We start from the raw sequence: 19,577 nt of genomic DNA on the forward strand, positions 1-19,577 counted from the left end.
GAAAGGCGCTCATGGTTACTACCGCAATCGATGTGCTGGCCGCTGACCCTGAAGTCGCAGACGCAATCCGTCATGAAGAGGAACGTCAGCGTCATGGCATCGAACTGATCGCCTCTGAGAACTTCGTCTCTGCCGCCGTGCTGCGAGCTGTCGGCAGCGTCCTTACCAACAAGTACGCGGAGGGATATCCCGGGAAGCGCTATTACGGCGGTTGCGAGTATGTCGACGTCGTCGAAACGCTGGCCATCGAGCGGGCACAGGAACTGTTCGGCGCCGAACACATCAACGTGCAGCCGCATTCCGGCGCGAACGCCAACCTGGGCGCATATCTGGCGCTAATCGATCCAGGAGACAAGATCCTCGGGCTCAGCCTGGCGGAGGGTGGCCACCTCACGCATGGGCTCGCCGTGAACTTCTCCGGAAGGCTCTTCGATGCCCATTTCTATGGCGTCGACCAGGAGACCGGATTGATCGACTATGACGTTGTGGAAGCGCGCGCCAAGGAGGTTCGCCCACGGGCGATTATTGCTGGCGCCAGCGCGTACAGTCGTGCGCTCGACTACAGGCGATTCCGCGAAATTGCCGACGAAGTTGGCGCGTATCTGTTTGCGGACATCGCGCATCCGGCCGGTTTGATCGCCGCTGGCCTGCTGCCGACGTCGATTCCCTACGCTCATGTGACGACCACCACCACGCACAAGACGTTGCGCGGTCCGCGCGGGGGCATGATCATGACGAGCGAGGAATTCGGCAAGAAGATAGACAAGACGATCTTCCCTGGGCTGCAAGGCGGTCCGCTCATGCATGTCATTGCGGGAAAGGCAGTCGCGTTCCGTGAAGCGCTTTCCCCCGAGTACAAGGTGTACGCGCGGCAAGTGATCGAAAACGCCGCTGCGATGTCGGATACATTCATCGAACGTGGAATGAAGGTCATTTCCGGCGGGACCGATTCCCACCTTCTGTTGCTGGACGTGGACACGGTCGGGTTGAGCGGAAAGCAAGCCGAGAAAGCGCTCGACAGAGTCGGGATTACGGTGAACAAGAACACGATCCCCGGCGATCCGCGTCCGCCGACCCAGGCAAGCGGTATTCGCGTTGGCAGCCCCGCCGTGACCACTCGCGGGTTCGGCGTGGACGAATCGCGATGGGTGGCGAACATGATCGTCGACGTGCTGCAGCAGCCCGAGGACGAGGCGATGCTGGCGCGCGCGGAAGAAGAGGTTCGATCCGTGTCGCGCAGGTTCCCGTTGCCCGGAGTTCCCGCCTGATCGACTAGCGTTCACCTGAAATCATCGAGAGGCGACCGATGAGCCACGCCCAGATAGCCGTGCTGCTCTTTTGTTCGGTCTCCGCACTGTCGGCGTTCCTGGTCTGGCGCGCAATTCCCATCGGGCGTCAACTTGCCATCGTCAACCGCTCAGGGGTTCCCGCGCCGCGCATTGGGGGGATTGCGGTCGCGATCGCATTTTGGTTTGGCGTTGCGGTGAGTTTCGCGCTGCCAATCAATCGATTCCCGATCGAGGTCGAGCGAATCGCGCTCATTTGCCTGGCAGGTGCGGCGATTACGCTCTTCATGCTGCTGGACGATGCCGTGGGGCTTGCGCCAAGAACAAAGCTCGGGATTCAGATCGCAGTTGCCGCGATCATGATCCTGCCGCGTCTCCGCAACGCATTCCACGGCATTGCCATCGACCAGTTCAACGCTCCGATGTTCGGCACGGTCACGCTGGCCTTGCCGGTTGCCGTCGTCGTCACGATTTTCTGGTTCGTAGCGATGATGAACGCGATCAACTGGATCGATGGGATCGATGGTCTGGCGCCAACCGTCACCCTCGTGGCCGCGATTGTCTTGTTCCTTCACACGTATTTCTGGCCGAGGGCGGACCCGCAATTCACCATATCGATCCTGCCGCTCGTGCTCGGCGCGGCGGTGCTGGGGTTCCTGCCATTCAACTGGTTTCCGGCCAGGATCACACTGGGAGACGCAGGTTCGAACTTTCTCGGCCTAACGATCGCAGCGATCTCGATCGTCGGTGGCGCCAAACTTGCGACCGCGCTGCTGGTTCTCGGGTTGCCCCTGCTGGACCTGGTGTGGGTGACGGTTGCGCGCGCTGCCCGAGGTCAGCCAATCGCAACGGGGGACAAGTCCCACCTGCATCATCGCCTGCTCGCGCGGGGCTGGAGTGTCGGCAGGATCGTCGGGTTTGTGGGAGGGGTCTCGCTCTTTTTTGGGGTGCTCTCACTCCTGCTGCCCAGCAAGGAAGCAAAACTCGGCGCCATGCTTGCGCTGGCCGCCGTTTTGCTTCTGACAGTAGGACGCCCCGGGTTTCGCTCGCCGAACTGAGTCTGGCTATTGGAGCAGGAGCTCGAACTTCGGCTGGCTAGATCCGCCGCGGCGAAGCGCCTTGCCGGCAAGCGATCTCACTGAGGCAACGTAGGGCGCAAGGAGCACACCGAAAACCGCGCCGGCCGCACCGCCCACCAGCGCGCCGAGGAGGAACGGGAGGAGAAACGAGATCTGATTCCGCTCATTCTTCACGAAGATCTCACCCTTTGTCGTTTCAAATCACCGTTGATCCGCGTCGGCGGCAACGCGAGATCGCTACTGAATCGCCAGAAGCCGGGGTGCTTCGGCCCAAAGTCGCTCCATTCTATAGAAATCGCGCAGATCTCTGTCAAAGACGTGGACGATCGCATCGTTGTAGTCGAGCACGATCCATCCTGAGCGCGGCGTGCCCTCCACACGCTGCGGCCGCACGCCTTCCTCGCGAAGTTCTTCCTGCAGCTTCTCCGCGATTGCACGCAGTTGCCGTTCGTTCTCTCCGGAACAGATCACGAAGAAATCCGAGAAGGTGGAAAGACCACGAATATCGAGCACCACCGTATCCGATGCGGGTGTATCCGCAAGAATCTCGGCGATGCGGAGGGCCAGATCACGGGCGGAATCGCGCACGTCCGTGGGGGTTGCCAGTGCAGTATCGGTCAAACAATCATCCCTGTATCAAGTCGCACGAATTGGACGAACGCAACGCCTGTGCATCAGGTGGGCCCGGCAGGATTCGAACCCGCGACCCTGGGGTTATGAGCCCCGTGCTCTACCACTGAGCTACAGGCCCCCTGCGCAGCACATGACGCAGCATATGGCGATGGTACACGCATTCGGCCCCACTGGGCCATATGGCGCGTTCGAAGCACTCGACAGCCCTTCCCGCCAACCGAGCAACATCGGCCAACGCTGGATCGCCGGTTCGTCCCTATTTCTCAGGTGGTCACGCTCGTCTCGCCGGTCGCCCTCGTGACGATCCCGGCTGCTTCGCGGCCTGATCCGAAATCAACCGGCTACTTGGGGGGTATATGAAATCATCCACTGAACACCGAACTTGTCGACGCAGTCACCGAAGTAGTCGCCCCAGAACTGGTCGGCCATCGGCATTTGCACTGTTCCGCCGTCGCTGAGTGCGGCAAACAACGCATCCGCTGCGGCGCGGGAGTCCGGGTGAAGCACGATGAAGACGTTGTTCCCGGGCTTCAGCGCATGTCCCCACTCCGCCACGGTGTCGGTGCCCATCAGGATATGGCCTCCGAGTATCGGGAGCTGCACGTTCATGACCAAACGCTTCAGGTGCTCTGGAACCGGCGGCATTCCCTCCTGAGCCGGCATGTCACCCATGCGAAAGATCTGGCCAATGTACTCAGTGCCGAAAACGGACTTGTAGAACTCGAATGCTTCCTCGGTTTTCCCGTCGAAGTTGAGATATGTGCTCACTGATGCCATGTTGCGCTCCCGTGCGTCCTGATCCTCACCGGGACCATCCCGGCTTTGACAATTCGTCGTTCCAGCAAGCGCGAATTCGACACTCAGGGACCCCGGATTTATCGCAAGAAGTCGAGGCTGCAGGCACGTAGCCGCTTGTGGAAACTCGAACCACCGGATCGCTTCACGAGCCGGGACAGAGGACGTTGCCCGCCACTGACCAGGGTATCCGCGTCTTGCTGTGCCGGGGATTCGGACGACGCTTCTGAAGCGACGAGCTAACGGAGCGCCGAGGCTTCGATCGGTTGCCCCGTTACGAAGACACTGTCTCCGGCCAGCGTCGGAGTCATCGCACGCACCACCACGAGCACTCCGTCGACCGGCGCCGTGAACACCTGCGCGCCGCGTTCCGGTTGGTCCGGGAACCAGAGTCGGCCGACCGGGTCGCCCGCCCGCACCGGATCGCCCGGCTCCAACAGGTTTTCCCAAAAGCCGGGCTCATCAGTATTGACGTAATTCGCGGGATCTCGGCCATCGATGATCACAGCCGGCTCCAGGCCCAGTGATTCCCGTGTCAACACCTCACCCTGCAGGACACCGACATGCCGCAGGACATTGGTCAAGCCGCTCCAGGCCAACTGGTGAACATACGCTGGCACACGTCCACCACCACCCAGTTCGGTGGTGATCACCGTCTTGCCCATGTTCTCGGCTTCGACCGGCAGAAGCCCGGAACCGTTTACGTCGATGTAGAGAAAGTGATGATCGCTGTTCCAGGCCAGCATGCCGTCGAGCATGGCCTTTCGCTGCGCGGGATCTTCCACCACATGCATATGGGAACAGGGAAGGAACCAGAAGGCATTGCCGCCAGAATGCAGGTCGATCACAACATCCGACATCGGGAAGAGTACACGGGTGAAAAAGTCGGCCAGTTGTTCGTGTGGACCACCGTCTGGTCTGCCGGGGAAGGAGCGGTTGAAGTTCGCGCCCGAGGGCCAGAGTCTGGTGCTTGCCCAGGCCGCTTCGCGTGAGATGACCGGCACGATGATCAGACGACCCGTGACTTGGTCCGCATCGATTTCGTCGATGAGACGCAGACACGCAATCTGCCCCTCGTATTCGTTCCCGTGATTTCCGCCGCTGACCAACACGGTTGGCCCGTCGCCGTTCGCAATCGTCGCAATTGGAACGAGATCGTACGCCCAACCTCCGTTGTTCGTGATCTTCGGATAGCGAAGTCGGCCTATCTGCTTGCCGCTTGCGGAAAGATCGATCGACGAGGTCACAGAAGGGGGTTGCATGTGCTCCCTATCGTGCTAATCCAAGGGCCGTGGCGCGTGGGCGCTGCGTGAGTGTACTGAACTTCGTGCACCATCGCCGCTCAGCCTCATCATCTCGTGCTCACGGATCCCCAACAGTTGCGATACCACTTCCCTCGACCACGATGATCGCTCGATTTCTCCGGCGTGATGATGATTCCGCTGGCTTCGCCGAGCCAAGCGGACGCCAAAACAATCCGCTTCGTGGTGATTTCCTCCGGCGAGCGACGCCTCGTCGTAGTACGATGGATGTGGCGCAAAAGCCTGAAGCGCTCTTTTCCCCAACGGAGTCGAATAGTCATGTCCCGAACGCTCTCGGAGGGCGCTGCCTCTCCGCAAGCCGTCGACCGTCACGTTCTCGGTGATTTCACGACCACGCGTCGTCTCATCGTCTTGTCAGCTATCGCCATTTGCCTCGGCGCAATCGGCGCGGTCCTCGCGTTGCTGCTCTTGCGTCTCATCGAGTTTTTCACCAACCTTTTTTTCTTCGGACGGCTGAGCATTCAGCCGGCATCCCCAGCCGATTCGAATCTGGGTCCAGCCATCATCGTCATCCCAGTCATCGGCGCCTTGATCGTCGGGATCATGGCGCGTTTTGGCTCTGAACGGATTCGCGGGCACGGCATTCCCGAGGCAATCGAAGCCATCCTGCTTGGCGGGAGCAAGATCCAGCCGCGCGTTGCTGTCCTCAAACCTGTCTCCTCGGCTGTCTCGATCGGCTCCGGCGGCCCGTTCGGCGCCGAGGGGCCGATCATCATGACCGCTGGCGCAGTCGGATCGCTCATAGCGCAGTTTTTTCATCTCACCAGCGCCGAGCGCAAGACGCTGCTGGTCGCCGGCGCCGCCGCAGGCATGTCGGCTACCTTCTCCGCGCCGCTGGCGGCCGCCGCGCTCGCGATCGAGCTCTTGCTCTTCGAGCTGAAACCGCGCAGTTTGGTTCCTGTGGCGTTGGCCAGCGCCACGGCGGCGATCGTCCGGGTTCCATTGCTCGGGGAGGGGCCGCTCTTTCCGACGCCCGTTCATTCATCGGACATCGGCCTGACGGTACTGCTCGCCTGCATCTTCGCCGGTATCGCGGCCGGGGCGCTCTCCGCAGTGTTGACCACCGCGGTCTACTTTGCTGAAGACACGTTCGCCCGACTGCCGATTCACTGGATGTGGTGGCCGGCAATTGGCGGCATCGTGGTTGGCATTGGAGGATTCATCTTCCCTGAAGCCCTGGGGGTTGGCTACGACGTCATCGAAGAGCTGCTTGCCGGGAAGGCGACCAGCACGATCATCATAGGGGTGCTCCTGGTCAAGTCGACCATCTGGACTGTGTCGCTTGGTTCAGGAACCTCGGGCGGAGTCCTGGCTCCACTGCTCATGATGGGAGGGGCATTGGGCGGTCTGGAAGCTCACGTTCTGCCAGACATGGGGCCGGGATTCTGGCCGGCGATCGGGATGGCGGCGATTCTGGGCGGAACGATGCGTGCTCCGCTCACCGGAATCATTTTCCTCCTCGAGCTGACCCACGACATCGATCTCATTCTGCCGCTGCTGGCAGCCACCATCGTGGCGCATGGATTCACTGTCCTGGTCATGAAGCGCTCGATCCTCACGGAAAAGGTCGCCAGGCGCGGGTTTCACATCACCAGGGAATACTCCATCGATCCGCTGGAGATTCTCTTCGTACGAGAGCTCATGCGCGTGGAGGTCGTCGTGCTCAAGGCCTCGATGACCGTCGACGAGCTCTTCGAAGGGTTTCGGCTCCGAAGCGACCGACTCGATCTTGGCCAGGCGCTCTATCCCGTTGTGGAAGACGACGGGTCACTCGCCGGAATCCTGACTCGTCACCAACTGGTCGAAATGCAGCTCAGCGCGCATCCGGCAGGCCAAACGCTTGGCGACGTCTGCGAGCGCGACTTCGTCGTTGCATTTCCGGACGAGCCATTGCGCTACGTCATGGAACGAATGGCCACGACCGGATTGACCCGCATGCCGGTGGTCGATCCAGCCAACCGCACTCGCCTGATGGGACTGATCACGCTGACTGACCTTCTGCGCGCGAGGCAGCGCTCGCTCGATGAAGAGCGCGTTCGCGAACGGGTAATCACCGTACGCTCCCCGCGCGCTCGCGCAACGCCCTCTTAGGCGCTTCGCAATCGCGCTGAACGTGCATTCGGGGAAATCACTGCATTTGGAAGTGCTCTGAGGAGCGGGGGACGGGACTCGAACCCGCGACAACCTGCTTGGAAGGCAGGCACTCTACCAACTGAGTTACCCCCGCGTTGTCGGCTGGTCGGGGTGAGAGGACTCGAACCTCCGACCTCAGCGTCCCAAACGCCGCGCGCTACCAGGCTGCGCCACACCCCGCTGCTGCCAGCAGCGCGAGCCAGTATAGGAAGCAAGATGACACCACGTCAAACTCGGCTCGTCGAAACCGACACAAGATAGCGGCTCGAAACGAGCTCAGGACTTCGACCGACGATTTCGGGCCGGTCCCCTGCATCTGCACCGAGCGGTGAAACAACCCGATAGACGGTCGTCCCGTCGGATTCGAACGCGACTTCGAGTCCTTGACCGACCATCGACTCGAGCGCGGCGATGCCTTCCGCAGAGGCATATGGCGTCGCCGGACTCGAAGGCAAGCCGGACTTGCGTTCGACGTCGCCGACGATGATGTATTCGATCCCGTAGGTATCGATGATCTGCTGCTTGCGCTCGATACTGTCCGAGTTGTAGAGATCGCGCACATCTGCGTCCCGTTGAGCGATCTCCGGGTAGTACCGTTGCTGCTGTTCATGCCGATCCCATCCCAGTACAGTCGGCAATCCGAGCGCGATCGCAAAGCGGGAACCGTTGCCTCGGTAGGGACCAATACTCGCCTCGGCGATCACCGGTGTGCCGCGCACGTGTTCCTGGAACCAGTGAATGGCGTCCAGATCTCCATCGAAATGGACGACCTGACCGGTGCCGCTTTCGATCGTGCCATATCGCATCCAATCCAACGCATCGAGCGTGCCCGGTTCCGGATGCCCCTCGAACCGCTGTTCGAGCCGCGGAATCGTCGCAACAGCAGGGTAGACCAGCGAAAGTCCAATGAGCAGCGCGCAAGCCCCCACGGCCAGCCGGTTGCGGGTCGTCGGTTCGGAACGAACCCACTGTGTTGTTGGCCGAAATCCCTGTGGGGTGGAACTCCATGAGGTGATCGCGATGCTGCGTTTCGAGATCAGGATAGTCAAGGAGACGGCCGCCAGGAGGCTCGAGAGCGTCCAAACCTGGTAATAGAGCTTGAAGATCGTGTTCATGCGATACCAGTCTTCCAGGCTCGCAAGATCGTCCACCACGAAAACGATCTCTACCCCTGCGACGATGGATCCAGCCGCGGCAAGCACCAGACCAAAGTACGACGTCGCGCGATCGTCGAATGAGAAGAACGTCAGGAATCCGCAGGCCGCCAGAATGAGGCCGACCGCCAGAACGGGCCATCCCAGAGCGACCAGATATGCCGCCCCAATGACACCAATGACAACTGCCATGGCGGCCACGAATGCATCGGTCCCGGCCCTGAGCATGACCATGGACAATGCGCCCGCCGCGATCAGCGAGATGACGATCGTCCCGGTGGAGCCGGAGGGAAACTCGATGAGTTGTGGTCGATACACCTGCACCGCAATCCCTGCGGTCACCGCCAGGCAGAAAACCGCGATGGCCAGTTCACGCCACCTTGGCTTAGGTGTCGACCATGAAAGCAGCCCGGACACCGCCATCGAAACACCGATGATACCGAGCAGCGCCCCCAGATGAAGCATGAACTGCCCGAGATCGGTGCCTGCCCTGACCCGGTCGACTTCACTGAACAGCGCCACAAAGTGATCGTGAAATGGCCGGAACATCAGATACGCCAGTGCTCCCGTCGCCCCGGAGACCACAATCGTGACCAACAAGCGGACCAGGAGATTGCCGAATCGCTTGCTCCACAGGAAGATCGAGGCAACCGCTGCGACGGCATAGACCGGCACGTCCCAGGCGTTTGCCGCACTGAGCGAACCAAGACAGAGCGCGAGCGCGACCAACCTCGGCAGGCTCCGTCTGAGTGAGGCGCTGTCCGTGGACAACGCGAATCCCAGCGCAAGCACCGAGAGGGTGATCGGCAACGCAATCAGGTGCGCATGCAAGTCAGCGTAGAGTCCGGTGAAGTAGGGGAACTCAGTAATGCCGCCGTCGATCGCGCGGCTGGCCGCCCATGTCCAGTCGAAGCTGAAGACTGGCCATTCGGGAAGCGACCGCACCAGGTCCCATGCCGCCTGCAGGTTGCCGATCAACGCAAAAATGAGCACTCCCAGACCGCCAGCCAGCAACGGGTCGACCCGATCGCGGCTGAGACGAGTGGAAACTGCCACGGCCAGGCTGTACATGGCCGATGCGGCCAGGCCCATCATGGTCGGCTGCGCGAGGTTGAATGCAATCTCGGAGGGTATTCCAGTCAGTTTGATGAGAAACGCGACGAGATACTCGCCATAGTAGTAGTAGTTGAGGATGCCGCCCGAAAACCAGGGATCGAATGGAGGGAAGTAGGGAGAGCGCAGGAGCGCATTGATATGCGCAAACTCCATCGGTTTCTCGCCACCCCAGATCGGGTGCCAGGAATCGGGATTGATGAATCGAAAGACGAGAAACAGCGAGAACACGATCCAGAATGCAGCTTCCGCCCCGCCGATCGCTCTTCTGGACGGTCGCTCCGCTGTCCTCGAAGCGCCGGTCGACGCCATCAACCAACCGATGACGGCTGCCGCAAGCAGGGCATACCAGGCCCAGATGGCTTTGAACTCGATCAGCTCGAACGATGCCGCAAACCAGACGCCCCACGCGGCCAGGAGCAGCAGAAACACCCGGGCAAATCCCTGACCGGCATCGGGGAACGATCCCAGCAGTGACCGGGCCAATGGTCGACCGGCAACGCCAAGAAGAACGAGCAGGAGCACCCAGGCAACGACGGCGACCGCGGTGCGGTCCGTCCATGCACTTGACCAGCGGGCGTCGTCGACAACCGGCAGCTCTTGCACCGGCTCGTCGATCATCAGCTCGTCTGGGTCTCCCGTTTGGAAATGGTCGAGATCGGCAACGATTTCACCCGATCGCGGCGATGCGGACGCACCCGCGATCGAATCGGTGGCAATGGACACCAGAACCAGAGAAAAAACCAGCACCAGCAGCGCAAGCGACAATTGCACGGCGCGGTGTCGTAGACCAACTAGCTGGCGCAGAGATTGCCGCTCCTCACGAGAGATCAAGACAACTCGATCGGCGCGAGCGCCGAAATCGGATAGAGTCTGCATCATGCGCGCCAACCGTGCCGAACGAATTCGCATTGTCTACTTCGGGACCCCTGCCTACGCGGTCCCGGCGCTTCGCGCGCTCGCCGAGAATGAACGGGTTACGGTCGAGCTGGTTGTAACGCAGCCGGACAGACCAGCCGGACGCGGACGTAGGCTCACTCCACCGCCGGTGAAGGAGTTCGCGGTCGATCACGGCATCCCGGTCTATCAACCAGAATCGCTTCGCACCGAGCAAGACCGCGCTCCAATAGCTGCTGTCGACCCGGATCTGTTCGTGGTGGCGGCATTCGGCAAGATCTCGGGCCGAGGCTCCTGGGAATTCCGGCGCTCGGATCGGTGAATCTGCACGCCTCGCTCTTGCCGAGCTACCGGGGAGCCAGTCCAATCTCGGCCGCAATCCTGGACGGTCAGCCCGAAACAGGCGTCACACTCATGCAGATGGATACCGGTCTCGATACCGGACCAGTGCTCGCCATGCGATCCACACCGATTGCACCTGAGGACACGACTGCGTCGCTCACGCCTCGACTGGCCGAGATCGGCGCGCAGTTGCTCATCGACACGCTTCCCGGGATCATCGACGGTTCGATACAGCCGATTCCCCAGGACGATGACAGCGCAACGCTCACGCGTCCGCTCGTGAAGGCCGACGGCTGGATAGACTGGTCACAGTCCGCAATCGATATCGAACGGCAGGTTCGGGCAATGTGGGAATGGCCGCGCGCGTGGTCGACGCTGGATGGCCAACCCGTGCAGATACACCGCGCGAATGTGACGGCGTGTCCCGGCGAGCACGCACCCGGCACGCTCCTCGAGGGTCCGCTCGTTGTCACCGGAGCTGACTGCCTGAGAATCGAGATGGCGCAGAGCGCCGGAAGCAAGCCGCTTCCGGGAAAGGCATGGTTGCAACAGGCGAACGCCGAAGGCAAGGTCATGGGGACCTCGGGCGTTTCGGAGCAACCATCGGTTCCGATGGTCCGACCGGTAACCGGCTAGCGGCCGGAACCGACCAGGGGCGGGTCGTCGTCATCACTCCGCGAATTTCGCGCGCCGATTCGCCAGGATGGCGGTCCATCGTCCGCGTTCAAGTCCTGGCCGCGCCAGAGCTTGGGTGATTCGTTTCGCCGCCGCGACCGCACGAATGCGTTCACGAAGAACCCGACGAACAGCAGAATGCTGGCGATCGCCAGAACCCGTCCCGCAAGTGGCCAATGGATTCCCGCGACCCAGGCCACAACACCCAGAGCGACGGCCGCGACGAGCCAGATGCCATCACCCAAACGGTTGCTCGCGCGCTCGGTGGCGACTTTCGCCCGATCGGGCGCCTTGTAGCGCGTAGCAATTGCGGCCGCGCGTGCTTTCTCGAACGACGTCGGGTCGCGGTCGGACCGCTCGAGGATTTCCTCGACTTCGGCTTGCCACCGCGGCACCGGTTCTTTGGGTGGTTTGGGAAGTTGATCGGTCATGTCGCAAGGTGAGTGAAGGCAGCTACGGACTACATGGTAGATCATGCTGTCCAGCCGAAGCGCGGCACTGCAACCGGCACGCGACTCCTTTACTGGGCTGGAGTCTTGGCGTTCTGGTCCTTCTGCACACGCGGTTTGCGCATGAACCCGCCGAAGAGCATGCGCCCCATCTGCCCGGAGAATCCATCTCCTTCTCCATCGTTTCCGGTTCCGCCGAGCAACTCAGCCTCGCGTGAAGTTTGCACGGCCCATTCGGCGCGTCGATCGCGTCCGTTTGTGAAATACGCCAGCAGTTCCTCGCTCACCGTTTCGTCAGACGAGGCAAGCTTGGTCTGGAAATCCTGAAGCTCGTTGACATAGGCATCCAGCCATCGCTGGACTGCTGCCTTGTTGGTCATGACCACGTCCCGATGCATTTCCGGACTTCCGCTCGCCAAACGCGTCATGTCGCGAAAGCCGCCGGCCGTGAGCGTCTTCATATCCCGCCACGATGGATCGGCAGAGAGCGCATTCATCAGCGCAGTCGATGCAACGAACGGCAAATGGCTGATGCCCGCAACGTAGGCGTCATGTTCGGCGGGGTCGACGAAGTAGGGCTCCCCGCCGAGCGCATTGACCATGCCGAGCACGGTCCGGATCGAATCGTCGGTTGCCTGCACCGACGGGCAGATGCACCAGGTCGCTCCCCGGAAAAGATCGCCATCGGCGCCCTCGATGCTGGTTTCTTTGCCAGCCATCGGGTGACCACCAATGAAACTGACCGTGCGCGGAAGCAGGGTGTTTGCCCAACTGAGCACTTCTGATTTGGTCGAGGCGACGTCGGTGACAGCGGCGCCATGCTTCAGGAGCGGGGCTATATCGCCCATGATCTCCTTGAGCGCCAGCACTGGTGCGGCAAGGACGATCAGATCCGCGTTTTCGACGACTTTGCGCAGCTCCCATTCGGTGCGATCGACGGCGCCGATCTTCTTGGCCTCACTCTGCCGGTCCAGATTCGAGTCGAAACCGATCACATCGAGCGCCGGTTGGCCGCCGCGAACATTCTCGGCCGACCATCGGCGAAGTCCAATTCCAATCGAGCTGCCAATAAGGCCAAGCCCTACGATTGCGATTCGTTGCATGGATGAAATTGCTCCGTGTCTGTGGTGCTAGCTGGTCTCGACGGTATCGACTTCGCGCAGCCATCCTTCGAGGCCGCTCTCGGTTTTCATGCGAAGCCAAATCGATCCGTCATCGCCGGTCGTCTGCTCGTCGAGATACTGCAACGGCGTGCCTGGATCAAGTGTAGCGACTGGTTCTCCGGAATCAATGCTCGGGCCTGGCCGGAAATTGACTGTGAAATCCGGATTCGACTCGTGCGTCTGCAGGAACGTCGTTGTGGTTGCAGTCTGGGCTGGCGCCACGGTTGGTTGTCCACCAGAAGGCTCCGTTGCCGCGGGCGCTTCGGTAGCAGATGGCTCCTCCTGTTCATCATCGTCGCCAAAATCGGGAGCCTGCGTTTCCTCCGCATCGCTCGCGGCCGCAACTGCCGGCACAGGGGTGTTCTGCTCGTATCCCGTGAAGTCGGAGACGTACGGTTCGATGCGCCCGAAGAGCCACGCGGACGAAAGGATGCAGATAGCGATGGCAGCGGCCATGGTCAAGCCGACGGCCAGCCCCGAACGGCGTGAGTGCTGCCGGAGGCGACTGGACAAACCTTGATCGGACATCAGAAGGGGATTGGCGACTTTCGGTCAGGCGCGGCGGTCCAGCAGGACCAGAAGCGCGGCGAGTATATCACGCCAATCTGTACGCTCCATTGTGCGCTGAGGTTTCGGGTCGCTACACTGCGGCATCCGATGCCCTGTACGGGCAAACTCGCGCTGAGGAGGAATTCAGCCAATGCTGGCGCTGTCGCGTAGTGATTTGAAGCAACTGGTCCCCATGAAGGACGCGGTCGAGCTCATGAAGATCGCGTTTCAGGAGTTGTCAGAGGGACGGGCCGAGGCGCCAGTTCGCGCAGTGGTGGACGTCAACGACGATCCGTCCGCCATGCTGATGATGCCAGGCTACGTGCCGGCGTCGCACGCGCTCGGCTTCAAAGTGGTCAACTTCTTCGCCGGGAACCCCTCCAAACGTGGACTCCCAACACTTCATGCCATCGTCTGCCTGATCGACGATGTCACCGGCGAGCCGCTCGGTGTGATGGAGGGGGGCTTTGTCACCGCGCTGCGTACCGGCGCGGTCTCGGGCGCTGCCAGTGATCTGATGGCGCGGCCGGATTCGAGCGTCCTGACTGTGATCGGCGCTGGAGTGCAGGGAGTTACTCAAGCAGCCGCGGTTTGCGCCGTGCGGCCAATCGGAGAGGATCATCGCGGTCGATACCAGGGAAGAGCAATTGGAGCGCTACTTGAGCACGATGGCCGCCGATTGGCCCGATCTCGCCCCCGTTGGTCGTCACACCGACGTGGCATCCGCAGTCGCTGAAGCCGACATCATTTGCACCGCCACCACCGCGCGAGCGCCGGTGTTTCGCGATGAGGATGTCCGGCCGGGAACGCACATCAACGCGGTCGGCGCGTTCACGCCCGAGATGCAGGAGATTCCTCCGGCCACAGTCGCACGGTCGCGGGTCGTGATCGACAACCTCGATGCCGCTCTCGCGGAGGCAGGCGACCTGCTCAAACCGATGAACGACGGGTTGATCGACCAGTCTCACTTCGAAACGGAGCTGGGCCATCTTGTCGCAGGAACCGCAATCGGGCGCGCGGACGACGAGGAAATCACGTTCTTCAAATCGGTCGGCAACGCGGTGCAAGACGTGGTGGTGGCCAGGTTCGCAATCGATCAAGCAATCGCGCGCGGAATCGGCCAGGTAATCGATCTCACGGTCTGACAGAATTAAGAACGCCCCGGCTCCGAAATGGAACCGGGGCGTCGAGCCTTCTTCCTAATCGGCGGCCATGGCGTCGACGGTCGCCTGGGCTGAAACTGGGCAGACCCCGCATGGGCAGACCCCGTCGATGTGCGCCTGGAACTCCTCGGGATACTGCTGCATCATGCCGAGCAGCGGCATGGGAGCCACCTGCCCGAGACCACAAAGCGACAGCTCGATCACATGTTTCGAGGTGCGTTGCAGCAATGCCAGGTCTGATTGTGAACCGCGTCCGAAGCGGATGCGGTCCACTGTTTCGACCAGCGTCGGATTGCCACGCGCGCAAGGAACGCATTTCGAACACGACTCGACGCGATTGAACGCCGTCAGGTAGCGGGCAAAGTCGACCGCGCAAACCGACTCGTCGAAAACGACGAACCCGCCGGAACCGAGCATACCGCCCATGGCGGTCAAGGAATCGAAGTCCACCGGCACATCGAGCTGGTCATAGCGCAGCGGGCCTGCCGAGACGCCTCCGGTCTGGATCCCCTTGAACTTGTAACCGTCGCGCATCCCGCCCCAGACCTCATCGATCAGGGTCTTGAAGTTGATCCCCATCGGCACTTCCACCAATCCCATGGTCTTCATGGGACCCTGGACGGTCATCAGCTTGGTGCCCTTGGAGCCTTCGGTGCCGAATTGCGCGTACCACTCGCCGCCTTTGACGACGATGTCACGCATGTTGCTGAGGGTTTCCGTGTTGTTTGCAACTGTTGGGCGCTTCCAAAGTCCTTCTTCCACCGAGCGCGGCGGCTTGGTGCGCGGTTGGCCACGTACACCCATGATGGAATACATCATGGCCGAGCCCTCGCCGCAGACGTACGCGCCGCCTCCGGTGCGCAGCCGGAAGGCGACGTTCTTGCCTGAACCAAGCATGTCACGCCCAACCAAGCCCAGCGCGGTCGCGTCGTTCACGGCTTTTCGGAAGCGCTGAATTGCGAGCGGATACTCACCACCAACGTAGTTGTAGCCGCGCTCCGCTCCCACCGCGACGCATGCGATCAGGATTCCTTCCAGCACACGGTGCGGATCGCCCTCGTGGATGCGCCGGTCCTTGTAGACGTTCGGCTCGCCCTCGTGGGAATTGCAGGTAACGAACTTGGGTGTGACACGTGCCTTGCGGCCGCTTTCCCACTTGATTCCGGCAGGGAACCCGGCGCCGCCCCGGCCGCGCACATTCGCGGTTGTGACCTCGGCGATGACTTCCTCAGGGGAAAGCTCAAAGAGCGCGCGGTAAAGCCCCATGTATGCGCCACGCGCAATCGCTTCCTCGATCGAATCAGGGTCGATGACCCCAACGTCCTGCAGCACGATTCGCTGCTGATACTTGTAGAAGGGAAGGGTGTTCAGCGGCTTGTGACCGTCGAACTCTTCGTCGCCTTCGACACCGATGATCTTGCTGCGATGCTTGCCGTCGATGATGCCCTTGGCGTCACTCGGCTCGACATTGCGATAGACCACCGCGGGCTCGCCCTTGCGCTTGACGCGCACCTGGACATCGGTCCAGTCCGCCCCGTCTACGCCGGTCTTGCGGACGTGCAGATTCTCTTTCTCAGCGATCGCCTCGAACGCGGCCAGCACCTCCAGGGCGCCTATGGGGATCGACGAACTGCCAACGCCAACCGAAACGACCGTCTTGTCGCCGTTCCAGATGGCTTCCCATTTCTCGACTGCGCGAGCTTTGTATTCGTCGAACGCCTTCCTGGACGTCAAGCGAGGGAGATCGGAGGTTGGTTGCGCCATAACTCTATTGCTCCCGCGGGTTGTCCGCGATCACTCGCTGCACGAGCTCGTTGAAGGACTCGTTGGTCAGGCGTCCGTGGAAGCGGTCATCCAGCTTCACCACCGGAGCCTGGTTGCAGACTCCGAGGCATCCGTTCACGACCTGGACCGTGAGCTCGCCGCCGGCGGTGGTTCCACCGTCGCCGATACCGTACTTGTCGGCCAGTTCCTGAACGAGTTGCTGGGACCCCATGACGTAGCAGGACATCCCGTGGCACATGAGCATGAAATGTTTGCCGCGGGGTTCGGTTCGGAAGTCGGCATAGAAGGTGAGCAGCCCGTAAATCCGGTTGATGGTCGTCCCGAGCCGCTCGGCTACGATCTCGGCAGCTTCCACCGAAACGTACCCGAAATGCTCGTTGACTTCCTGCAGTGCGCTCAGGATGAGCTCCTGCCCCTCCTGCCAATCTTCGGGCTCGAAATGAGCCATCAGCTTTCGAACGTAATCGAGATCGATTCCGTTGCCGGTTGCCGGCGCGTGAACTGCTTCTGCCACTCTTCCCTCCCGGGCAAGTCCGCGGGCGTCCCGAAACACGCCGCAAAATCGGCGCTCGAGTCCGTCGCGAGTATAGGGATGCCCGGAATCGCAGTCAACGCATCATCGCAACCGGCAATGACGTGCCGTTCGATCTGCGGACTATCCCTTGGGCTGGTCTGCGAACAACGACTTGAAATCCCCGTCGAACGAATCGAGAAACTCGTGAATCTCGAGCACATCGTCGACCGTCACCGGTGGCTGGGGTTCGTCGTCGAGCTGTTGAATGTCGAAATACTCGCCGTCGGTCTCGAACGTGATCTCGATCGATGCTCTCGACGGGAACCCGAACAGGGACTCAGCGTCGATTGGCCCAGATGATTCGCCCACTACCGCCGCAAAGCTGCGCGAATGGCAGTCCTTGCACTGCACGATCATTAGCCAGACATCTGACTTGCGGGACACGACCTCGACATCGTCCTCGACAAATCGTCGATGACAGACAGTGCAGCGGTCCATTCGCTCGACCACGATACGGCGAATTTGGTTGTCGGAAGCGTCCATTGGTCTCGTTGCGGCTCCAGTGAGTTCGGAGAACGCTAGTCTCCGCGACCTCGTTCGAAGTCGTCGGAATCCAGGGTATTGATGAATTCGCGAAAGATCGAAAGGTTCTCGTCGTCTGGCCGCGGTTCGCTTCGACGCTCGGTCAGACGTTGCGGATGTTGATCGGACTCGAGGTCAGCATCTTCGTCGTCCAGGCTGACTCCCGCGCGATCCATGACCGACTCGTCGACATAAATGGAGGCTCCGCTTCGCACTGCAAGCGCGATCGCATCGCTCGGCCGGGAATCGAGCTCGATGGTTCGGCCATCGACGGTTACCACCACCCGTGCGTAGAAGACATCCATCGAGAGATCGCTGACGATCACATGGTCGATCGAGCCACGCAATTCGGCCAACATCGAGCGCATGAGGTCATAGGGGAGCGGTCTGGGAGATTCGACGCCTTGCAGTTCCATGGCAATGGCGTGCGCTTCGAACTCTCCGATCCAGATTGGGAGATAGCGCTCGCCCGCCAGTTCCTGGAGCAACACGACGCGGTTGTTTGTAATGCGATTGAAGCGGATGCTCTTGACGACGATTTCGATCATGACCGGGTTTCCAGTGGCACGCAGGTGGAACGGTTTGTGAGGCGGTCGGACGAGGCAACGCGCTCTCTCCGTCGACACTCGAATTCTACAACGTTCGGCGCCCCAGAAACGGTTCGTTGCGACGCGTGGTCTTCGCTAGCCGCTGGTTTCATCCAGTTCGTCGTAGTCGGCGGACGGAACCGACCCGATATGCCCGATTGGCCAGTAGGTGATCCACGCCTTGCCCACGATCTCGGAGATTTCGACGGTTCCGAAATACCGGGAATCAGAGCTATGCGCCCGATTGTCGCCGAGGACGAAGACGGACCCCTCTGGAACCACCACCGGATCGCATGCGCGCGGTTGGCAGTCGGTTGTGTCGCCATGCAGATACGTTTCGTCCAACTCGATCCCGTTCACCCAGACTCCGCCGTCCTTGATCTCGACGGTGTCACCAGGCAAGCCGATGACCCGCTTGATGTACGGCTTCTCAGAGGTAACGGGCGGATTGAAGACGATGACATCGCCACGGTTCGGACCGTCGAACAGGGTGAGCTCCTTGGCCTCTGCATGCTCGACGCCGGGTATCCAGTCGACAAGCGTGTAAAGGTCCCAGCTCTTGTACGCGTTGCGGTTCACCAGCAGCATTTCGCCATTGACCAGGCTGGGCAACATGCTGCTGCCATCGACCCTGAAATTCAGGACCAGCGTGCGCACGCCGACAAAGATCACCACCGCGATCAACGCGGTTTCGATGATCTCGCGGATCGCGCTGCCTTGCTTCTTGGCGGGCTTCGTGGAAATCATGGGCTCGCCGGCGTCCGAAAGCGCAGGATCCGGATCGTCCGACCAATATGTGTTGCCAGTGGAAACGGATTTGGAGAACTGGGAATCGTCGGTTGAGCTCATTGTGTATCCATCGTCAGCATCGAAGTCGGGAATGAGGATACTCCACGAACGCGATCTTCGGCTGAAGTCAGCCTGAAACAGAAACGGCCGGATCTGACGACCCGGCCGTTCGAAAGCGACGCAGTGATGACGAGCTAGATCTCGTCGGCGCGAACCTGGCTGGTGTCAACCGACTTGGCGGTCGAGCCAGTCGAGGCCACCGTGGTCGAGGTGCCATCAGGGAGCGCGTTCGGATCCTCGGATTCCTTCTTGAACTCCTTGATGCTCTTTCCCATGGCTCCGCCGATCTCGGGGAGCTTCCCGGCGCCAAAGATGATGACTACGATGATCAGCACGATCACGAGTTCTTGCCAGCCTAGACTTGGCATTGTTGCGATCCTCCTCCGGCCACGCTACCGGAAAGCGTTCTGAGCAAGTGGGCGAACTGACGCGAGTATAAAGACGAGCGCAGGTCGCGGCAACTCGACTTGGCGACTGCGAATCCGGTCCCAACCGGGCCAGATAGCA

General features: G+C 61.1%; 20 protein-coding genes, 3 tRNA genes and 1 pseudogene. 7 read left to right on the forward strand and 17 right to left on the reverse strand.

Annotation, left to right across the window (positions count from 1 at the left end; translation table 11 throughout):
* Nucleotides 1–11: 11 nt before the first annotated feature.
* Entirely contained in the window at nt 12–1,268 is a 1,257-nt protein-coding gene (gene glyA / locus R2855_10870; protein MEZ4531515.1) for a serine hydroxymethyltransferase, read from the forward strand.
* A 38-nt stretch (nt 1,269–1,306) separates the two neighbouring features.
* Entirely contained in the window at nt 1,307–2,344 is a 1,038-nt protein-coding gene (locus tag R2855_10875; protein ID MEZ4531516.1) for an MraY family glycosyltransferase, read from the forward strand.
* A 6-nt stretch (nt 2,345–2,350) separates the two neighbouring features.
* On the opposite strand, the gene R2855_10880 is transcribed toward R2855_10875, so the two are convergent.
* The 5 genes from R2855_10880 to R2855_10900 form a co-directional block, all read right to left on the reverse strand.
* Complete coding sequence (locus R2855_10880; GenBank protein MEZ4531517.1) at nt 2,351–2,539, reverse strand: hypothetical protein; 189 nt, start codon at nt 2,537–2,539, stop codon at nt 2,351–2,353.
* 63 nt (nt 2,540–2,602) lie between these two features.
* On the reverse strand, nt 2,603–2,986 hold the full coding sequence (gene rsfS / locus R2855_10885) for a ribosome silencing factor (GenBank protein MEZ4531518.1): 384 nt from the start codon (nt 2,984–2,986) through the stop codon (nt 2,603–2,605).
* Nucleotides 2,987–3,044: 58 nt separating this feature from the next.
* A tRNA-Ile gene (locus R2855_10890) sits at nt 3,045–3,116 on the reverse strand.
* A gap of 215 nt (nt 3,117–3,331) precedes the next feature.
* Nucleotides 3,332–3,775: a VOC family protein gene (locus R2855_10895; GenBank protein ID MEZ4531519.1), complete on the reverse strand. Its 444-nt coding sequence runs from the start codon at nt 3,773–3,775 to the stop codon at nt 3,332–3,334.
* A 257-nt stretch (nt 3,776–4,032) separates the two neighbouring features.
* Nucleotides 4,033–5,055, reverse strand: a complete 1,023-nt coding sequence (locus R2855_10900; protein ID MEZ4531520.1) for a succinylglutamate desuccinylase/aspartoacylase family protein — start codon at nt 5,053–5,055, stop codon at nt 4,033–4,035.
* A gap of 318 nt (nt 5,056–5,373) precedes the next feature.
* Here R2855_10900 and R2855_10905 point away from each other — a divergent pair, with 318 nt between their 5' ends.
* Nucleotides 5,374–7,206, forward strand: a complete 1,833-nt coding sequence (locus tag R2855_10905) for a chloride channel protein (protein MEZ4531521.1) — start codon at nt 5,374–5,376, stop codon at nt 7,204–7,206.
* Nucleotides 7,207–7,269: 63 nt separating this feature from the next.
* Here the strand turns inward: R2855_10905 and R2855_10910 are convergent.
* From R2855_10910 to R2855_10920, 3 genes are all read right to left on the reverse strand, one after another.
* Nucleotides 7,270–7,342, reverse strand: a tRNA-Gly gene (locus tag R2855_10910).
* 9 nt (nt 7,343–7,351) lie between these two features.
* Nucleotides 7,352–7,428 (reverse strand) — tRNA-Pro (locus R2855_10915).
* 47 nt (nt 7,429–7,475) lie between these two features.
* Entirely contained in the window at nt 7,476–10,397 is a 2,922-nt protein-coding gene (locus tag R2855_10920) for a DUF2298 domain-containing protein (GenBank protein MEZ4531522.1), read from the reverse strand.
* Here R2855_10920 and R2855_10925 point away from each other — a divergent pair.
* Both R2855_10925 and R2855_10930 read left to right on the forward strand, forming a co-directional pair.
* Nucleotides 10,396–10,898: pseudogene (locus R2855_10925) on the forward strand (methionyl-tRNA formyltransferase). The gene R2855_10920 and the pseudogene R2855_10925 sit on opposite strands and share 2 nt — an antisense overlap.
* Nucleotides 10,899–11,033: 135 nt before the next feature.
* On the forward strand, nt 11,034–11,390 hold the full coding sequence (locus R2855_10930; GenBank protein ID MEZ4531523.1) for a hypothetical protein: 357 nt from the start codon (nt 11,034–11,036) through the stop codon (nt 11,388–11,390).
* On the opposite strand, the gene R2855_10935 is transcribed toward R2855_10930, so the two are convergent.
* The 3 genes from R2855_10935 to R2855_10945 all read right to left on the reverse strand — a co-directional run bounded on the left by R2855_10935 (nt 11,387) and on the right by R2855_10945 (nt 13,554).
* Nucleotides 11,387–11,860 (reverse strand): hypothetical protein, encoded by a 474-nt coding sequence (locus R2855_10935; GenBank protein MEZ4531524.1) that lies wholly within the window; start codon nt 11,858–11,860, stop codon nt 11,387–11,389. The genes R2855_10930 and R2855_10935 overlap by 4 nt on opposite strands.
* A gap of 89 nt (nt 11,861–11,949) precedes the next feature.
* A complete protein-coding gene (locus tag R2855_10940; GenBank protein MEZ4531525.1) occupies nt 11,950–12,981 on the reverse strand; it encodes a prephenate dehydrogenase/arogenate dehydrogenase family protein in 1,032 nt (343 codons plus the stop codon).
* Between the two features lie 27 nt (nt 12,982–13,008).
* Nucleotides 13,009–13,554, reverse strand: coding sequence for an SH3 domain-containing protein (locus R2855_10945; GenBank protein ID MEZ4531526.1), 546 nt, complete (start codon nt 13,552–13,554; stop codon nt 13,009–13,011).
* A gap of 187 nt (nt 13,555–13,741) precedes the next feature.
* Here R2855_10945 and R2855_10950 point away from each other — a divergent pair, with 187 nt between their 5' ends.
* Nucleotides 13,742–14,326, forward strand: a complete 585-nt coding sequence (locus R2855_10950; protein ID MEZ4531527.1) for a hypothetical protein — start codon at nt 13,742–13,744, stop codon at nt 14,324–14,326.
* Nucleotides 14,259–14,735 (forward strand): hypothetical protein, encoded by a 477-nt coding sequence (locus tag R2855_10955; protein ID MEZ4531528.1) that lies wholly within the window; start codon nt 14,259–14,261, stop codon nt 14,733–14,735. Before R2855_10950 ends, R2855_10955 begins: the two co-directional genes overlap by 68 nt.
* Before the next feature lie 54 nt (nt 14,736–14,789).
* Here the strand turns inward: R2855_10955 and R2855_10960 are convergent, their stop codons facing one another.
* The 6 genes from R2855_10960 to tatA all read right to left on the reverse strand — a co-directional run bounded on the left by R2855_10960 (nt 14,790) and on the right by tatA (nt 19,438).
* Nucleotides 14,790–16,517, reverse strand: coding sequence for an NADH-ubiquinone oxidoreductase-F iron-sulfur binding region domain-containing protein (locus R2855_10960; GenBank protein ID MEZ4531529.1), 1,728 nt, complete (start codon nt 16,515–16,517; stop codon nt 14,790–14,792).
* Nucleotides 16,518–16,521: 4 nt separating this feature from the next.
* The gene (locus R2855_10965) at nt 16,522–17,052 is read right to left on the reverse strand and encodes an NAD(P)H-dependent oxidoreductase subunit E (protein MEZ4531530.1); all 531 of its coding nucleotides are present in this window, start codon (nt 17,050–17,052) and stop codon (nt 16,522–16,524) included.
* 141 nt (nt 17,053–17,193) lie between these two features.
* On the reverse strand, nt 17,194–17,595 hold the full coding sequence (locus R2855_10970; protein MEZ4531531.1) for a hypothetical protein: 402 nt from the start codon (nt 17,593–17,595) through the stop codon (nt 17,194–17,196).
* Nucleotides 17,596–17,630: 35 nt separating this feature from the next.
* Entirely contained in the window at nt 17,631–18,182 is a 552-nt protein-coding gene (locus R2855_10975) for a bifunctional nuclease family protein (protein ID MEZ4531532.1), read from the reverse strand.
* A gap of 135 nt (nt 18,183–18,317) precedes the next feature.
* Complete coding sequence (lepB, locus tag R2855_10980) at nt 18,318–19,070, reverse strand: signal peptidase I (GenBank protein MEZ4531533.1); 753 nt, start codon at nt 19,068–19,070, stop codon at nt 18,318–18,320.
* Between the two features lie 134 nt (nt 19,071–19,204).
* Nucleotides 19,205–19,438 carry a twin-arginine translocase TatA/TatE family subunit gene (gene tatA / locus R2855_10985; protein MEZ4531534.1) on the reverse strand — a complete coding sequence of 78 codons (234 nt, stop codon included), beginning with the start codon at nt 19,436–19,438 and terminating at the stop codon, nt 19,205–19,207.
* Nucleotides 19,439–19,577 lie beyond the last annotated feature (139 nt).

This window comes from Thermomicrobiales bacterium (genome assembly GCA_041390825.1).
Taxonomy (GTDB): domain Bacteria; phylum Chloroflexota; class Chloroflexia; order Thermomicrobiales; family UBA6265; genus JAMLHN01.

Coding starts and splice junctions, on each gene's coding strand:
- glyA (MEZ4531515.1), top strand. CDS start 12: ATGGTTACTACCGCAATCGATGTGCTGGCCGCTGACCCTGAAGTCGCA.
- R2855_10875 (MEZ4531516.1), top strand. CDS start 1,307: ATGAGCCACGCCCAGATAGCCGTGCTGCTCTTTTGTTCGGTCTCCGCA.
- R2855_10895 (MEZ4531519.1), bottom strand. CDS start 3,775: ATGGCATCAGTGAGCACATATCTCAACTTCGACGGGAAAACCGAGGAA.
- R2855_10900 (MEZ4531520.1), bottom strand. CDS start 5,055: ATGCAACCCCCTTCTGTGACCTCGTCGATCGATCTTTCCGCAAGCGGC.
- R2855_10905 (MEZ4531521.1), top strand. CDS start 5,374: ATGTCCCGAACGCTCTCGGAGGGCGCTGCCTCTCCGCAAGCCGTCGAC.
- R2855_10920 (MEZ4531522.1), bottom strand. CDS start 10,397: ATGATGCAGACTCTATCCGATTTCGGCGCTCGCGCCGATCGAGTTGTC.
- R2855_10935 (MEZ4531524.1), bottom strand. CDS start 11,860: ATGACCGATCAACTTCCCAAACCACCCAAAGAACCGGTGCCGCGGTGG.
- R2855_10940 (MEZ4531525.1), bottom strand. CDS start 12,981: ATGCAACGAATCGCAATCGTAGGGCTTGGCCTTATTGGCAGCTCGATT.
- R2855_10950 (MEZ4531527.1), top strand. CDS start 13,742: ATGCTGGCGCTGTCGCGTAGTGATTTGAAGCAACTGGTCCCCATGAAG.
- R2855_10955 (MEZ4531528.1), top strand. CDS start 14,259: ATGGCCGCCGATTGGCCCGATCTCGCCCCCGTTGGTCGTCACACCGAC.
- R2855_10960 (MEZ4531529.1), bottom strand. CDS start 16,517: ATGGCGCAACCAACCTCCGATCTCCCTCGCTTGACGTCCAGGAAGGCG.
- R2855_10970 (MEZ4531531.1), bottom strand. CDS start 17,595: ATGGACGCTTCCGACAACCAAATTCGCCGTATCGTGGTCGAGCGAATG.
- R2855_10975 (MEZ4531532.1), bottom strand. CDS start 18,182: ATGATCGAAATCGTCGTCAAGAGCATCCGCTTCAATCGCATTACAAAC.
- lepB (MEZ4531533.1), bottom strand. CDS start 19,070: ATGAGCTCAACCGACGATTCCCAGTTCTCCAAATCCGTTTCCACTGGC.
- tatA (MEZ4531534.1), bottom strand. CDS start 19,438: ATGCCAAGTCTAGGCTGGCAAGAACTCGTGATCGTGCTGATCATCGTA.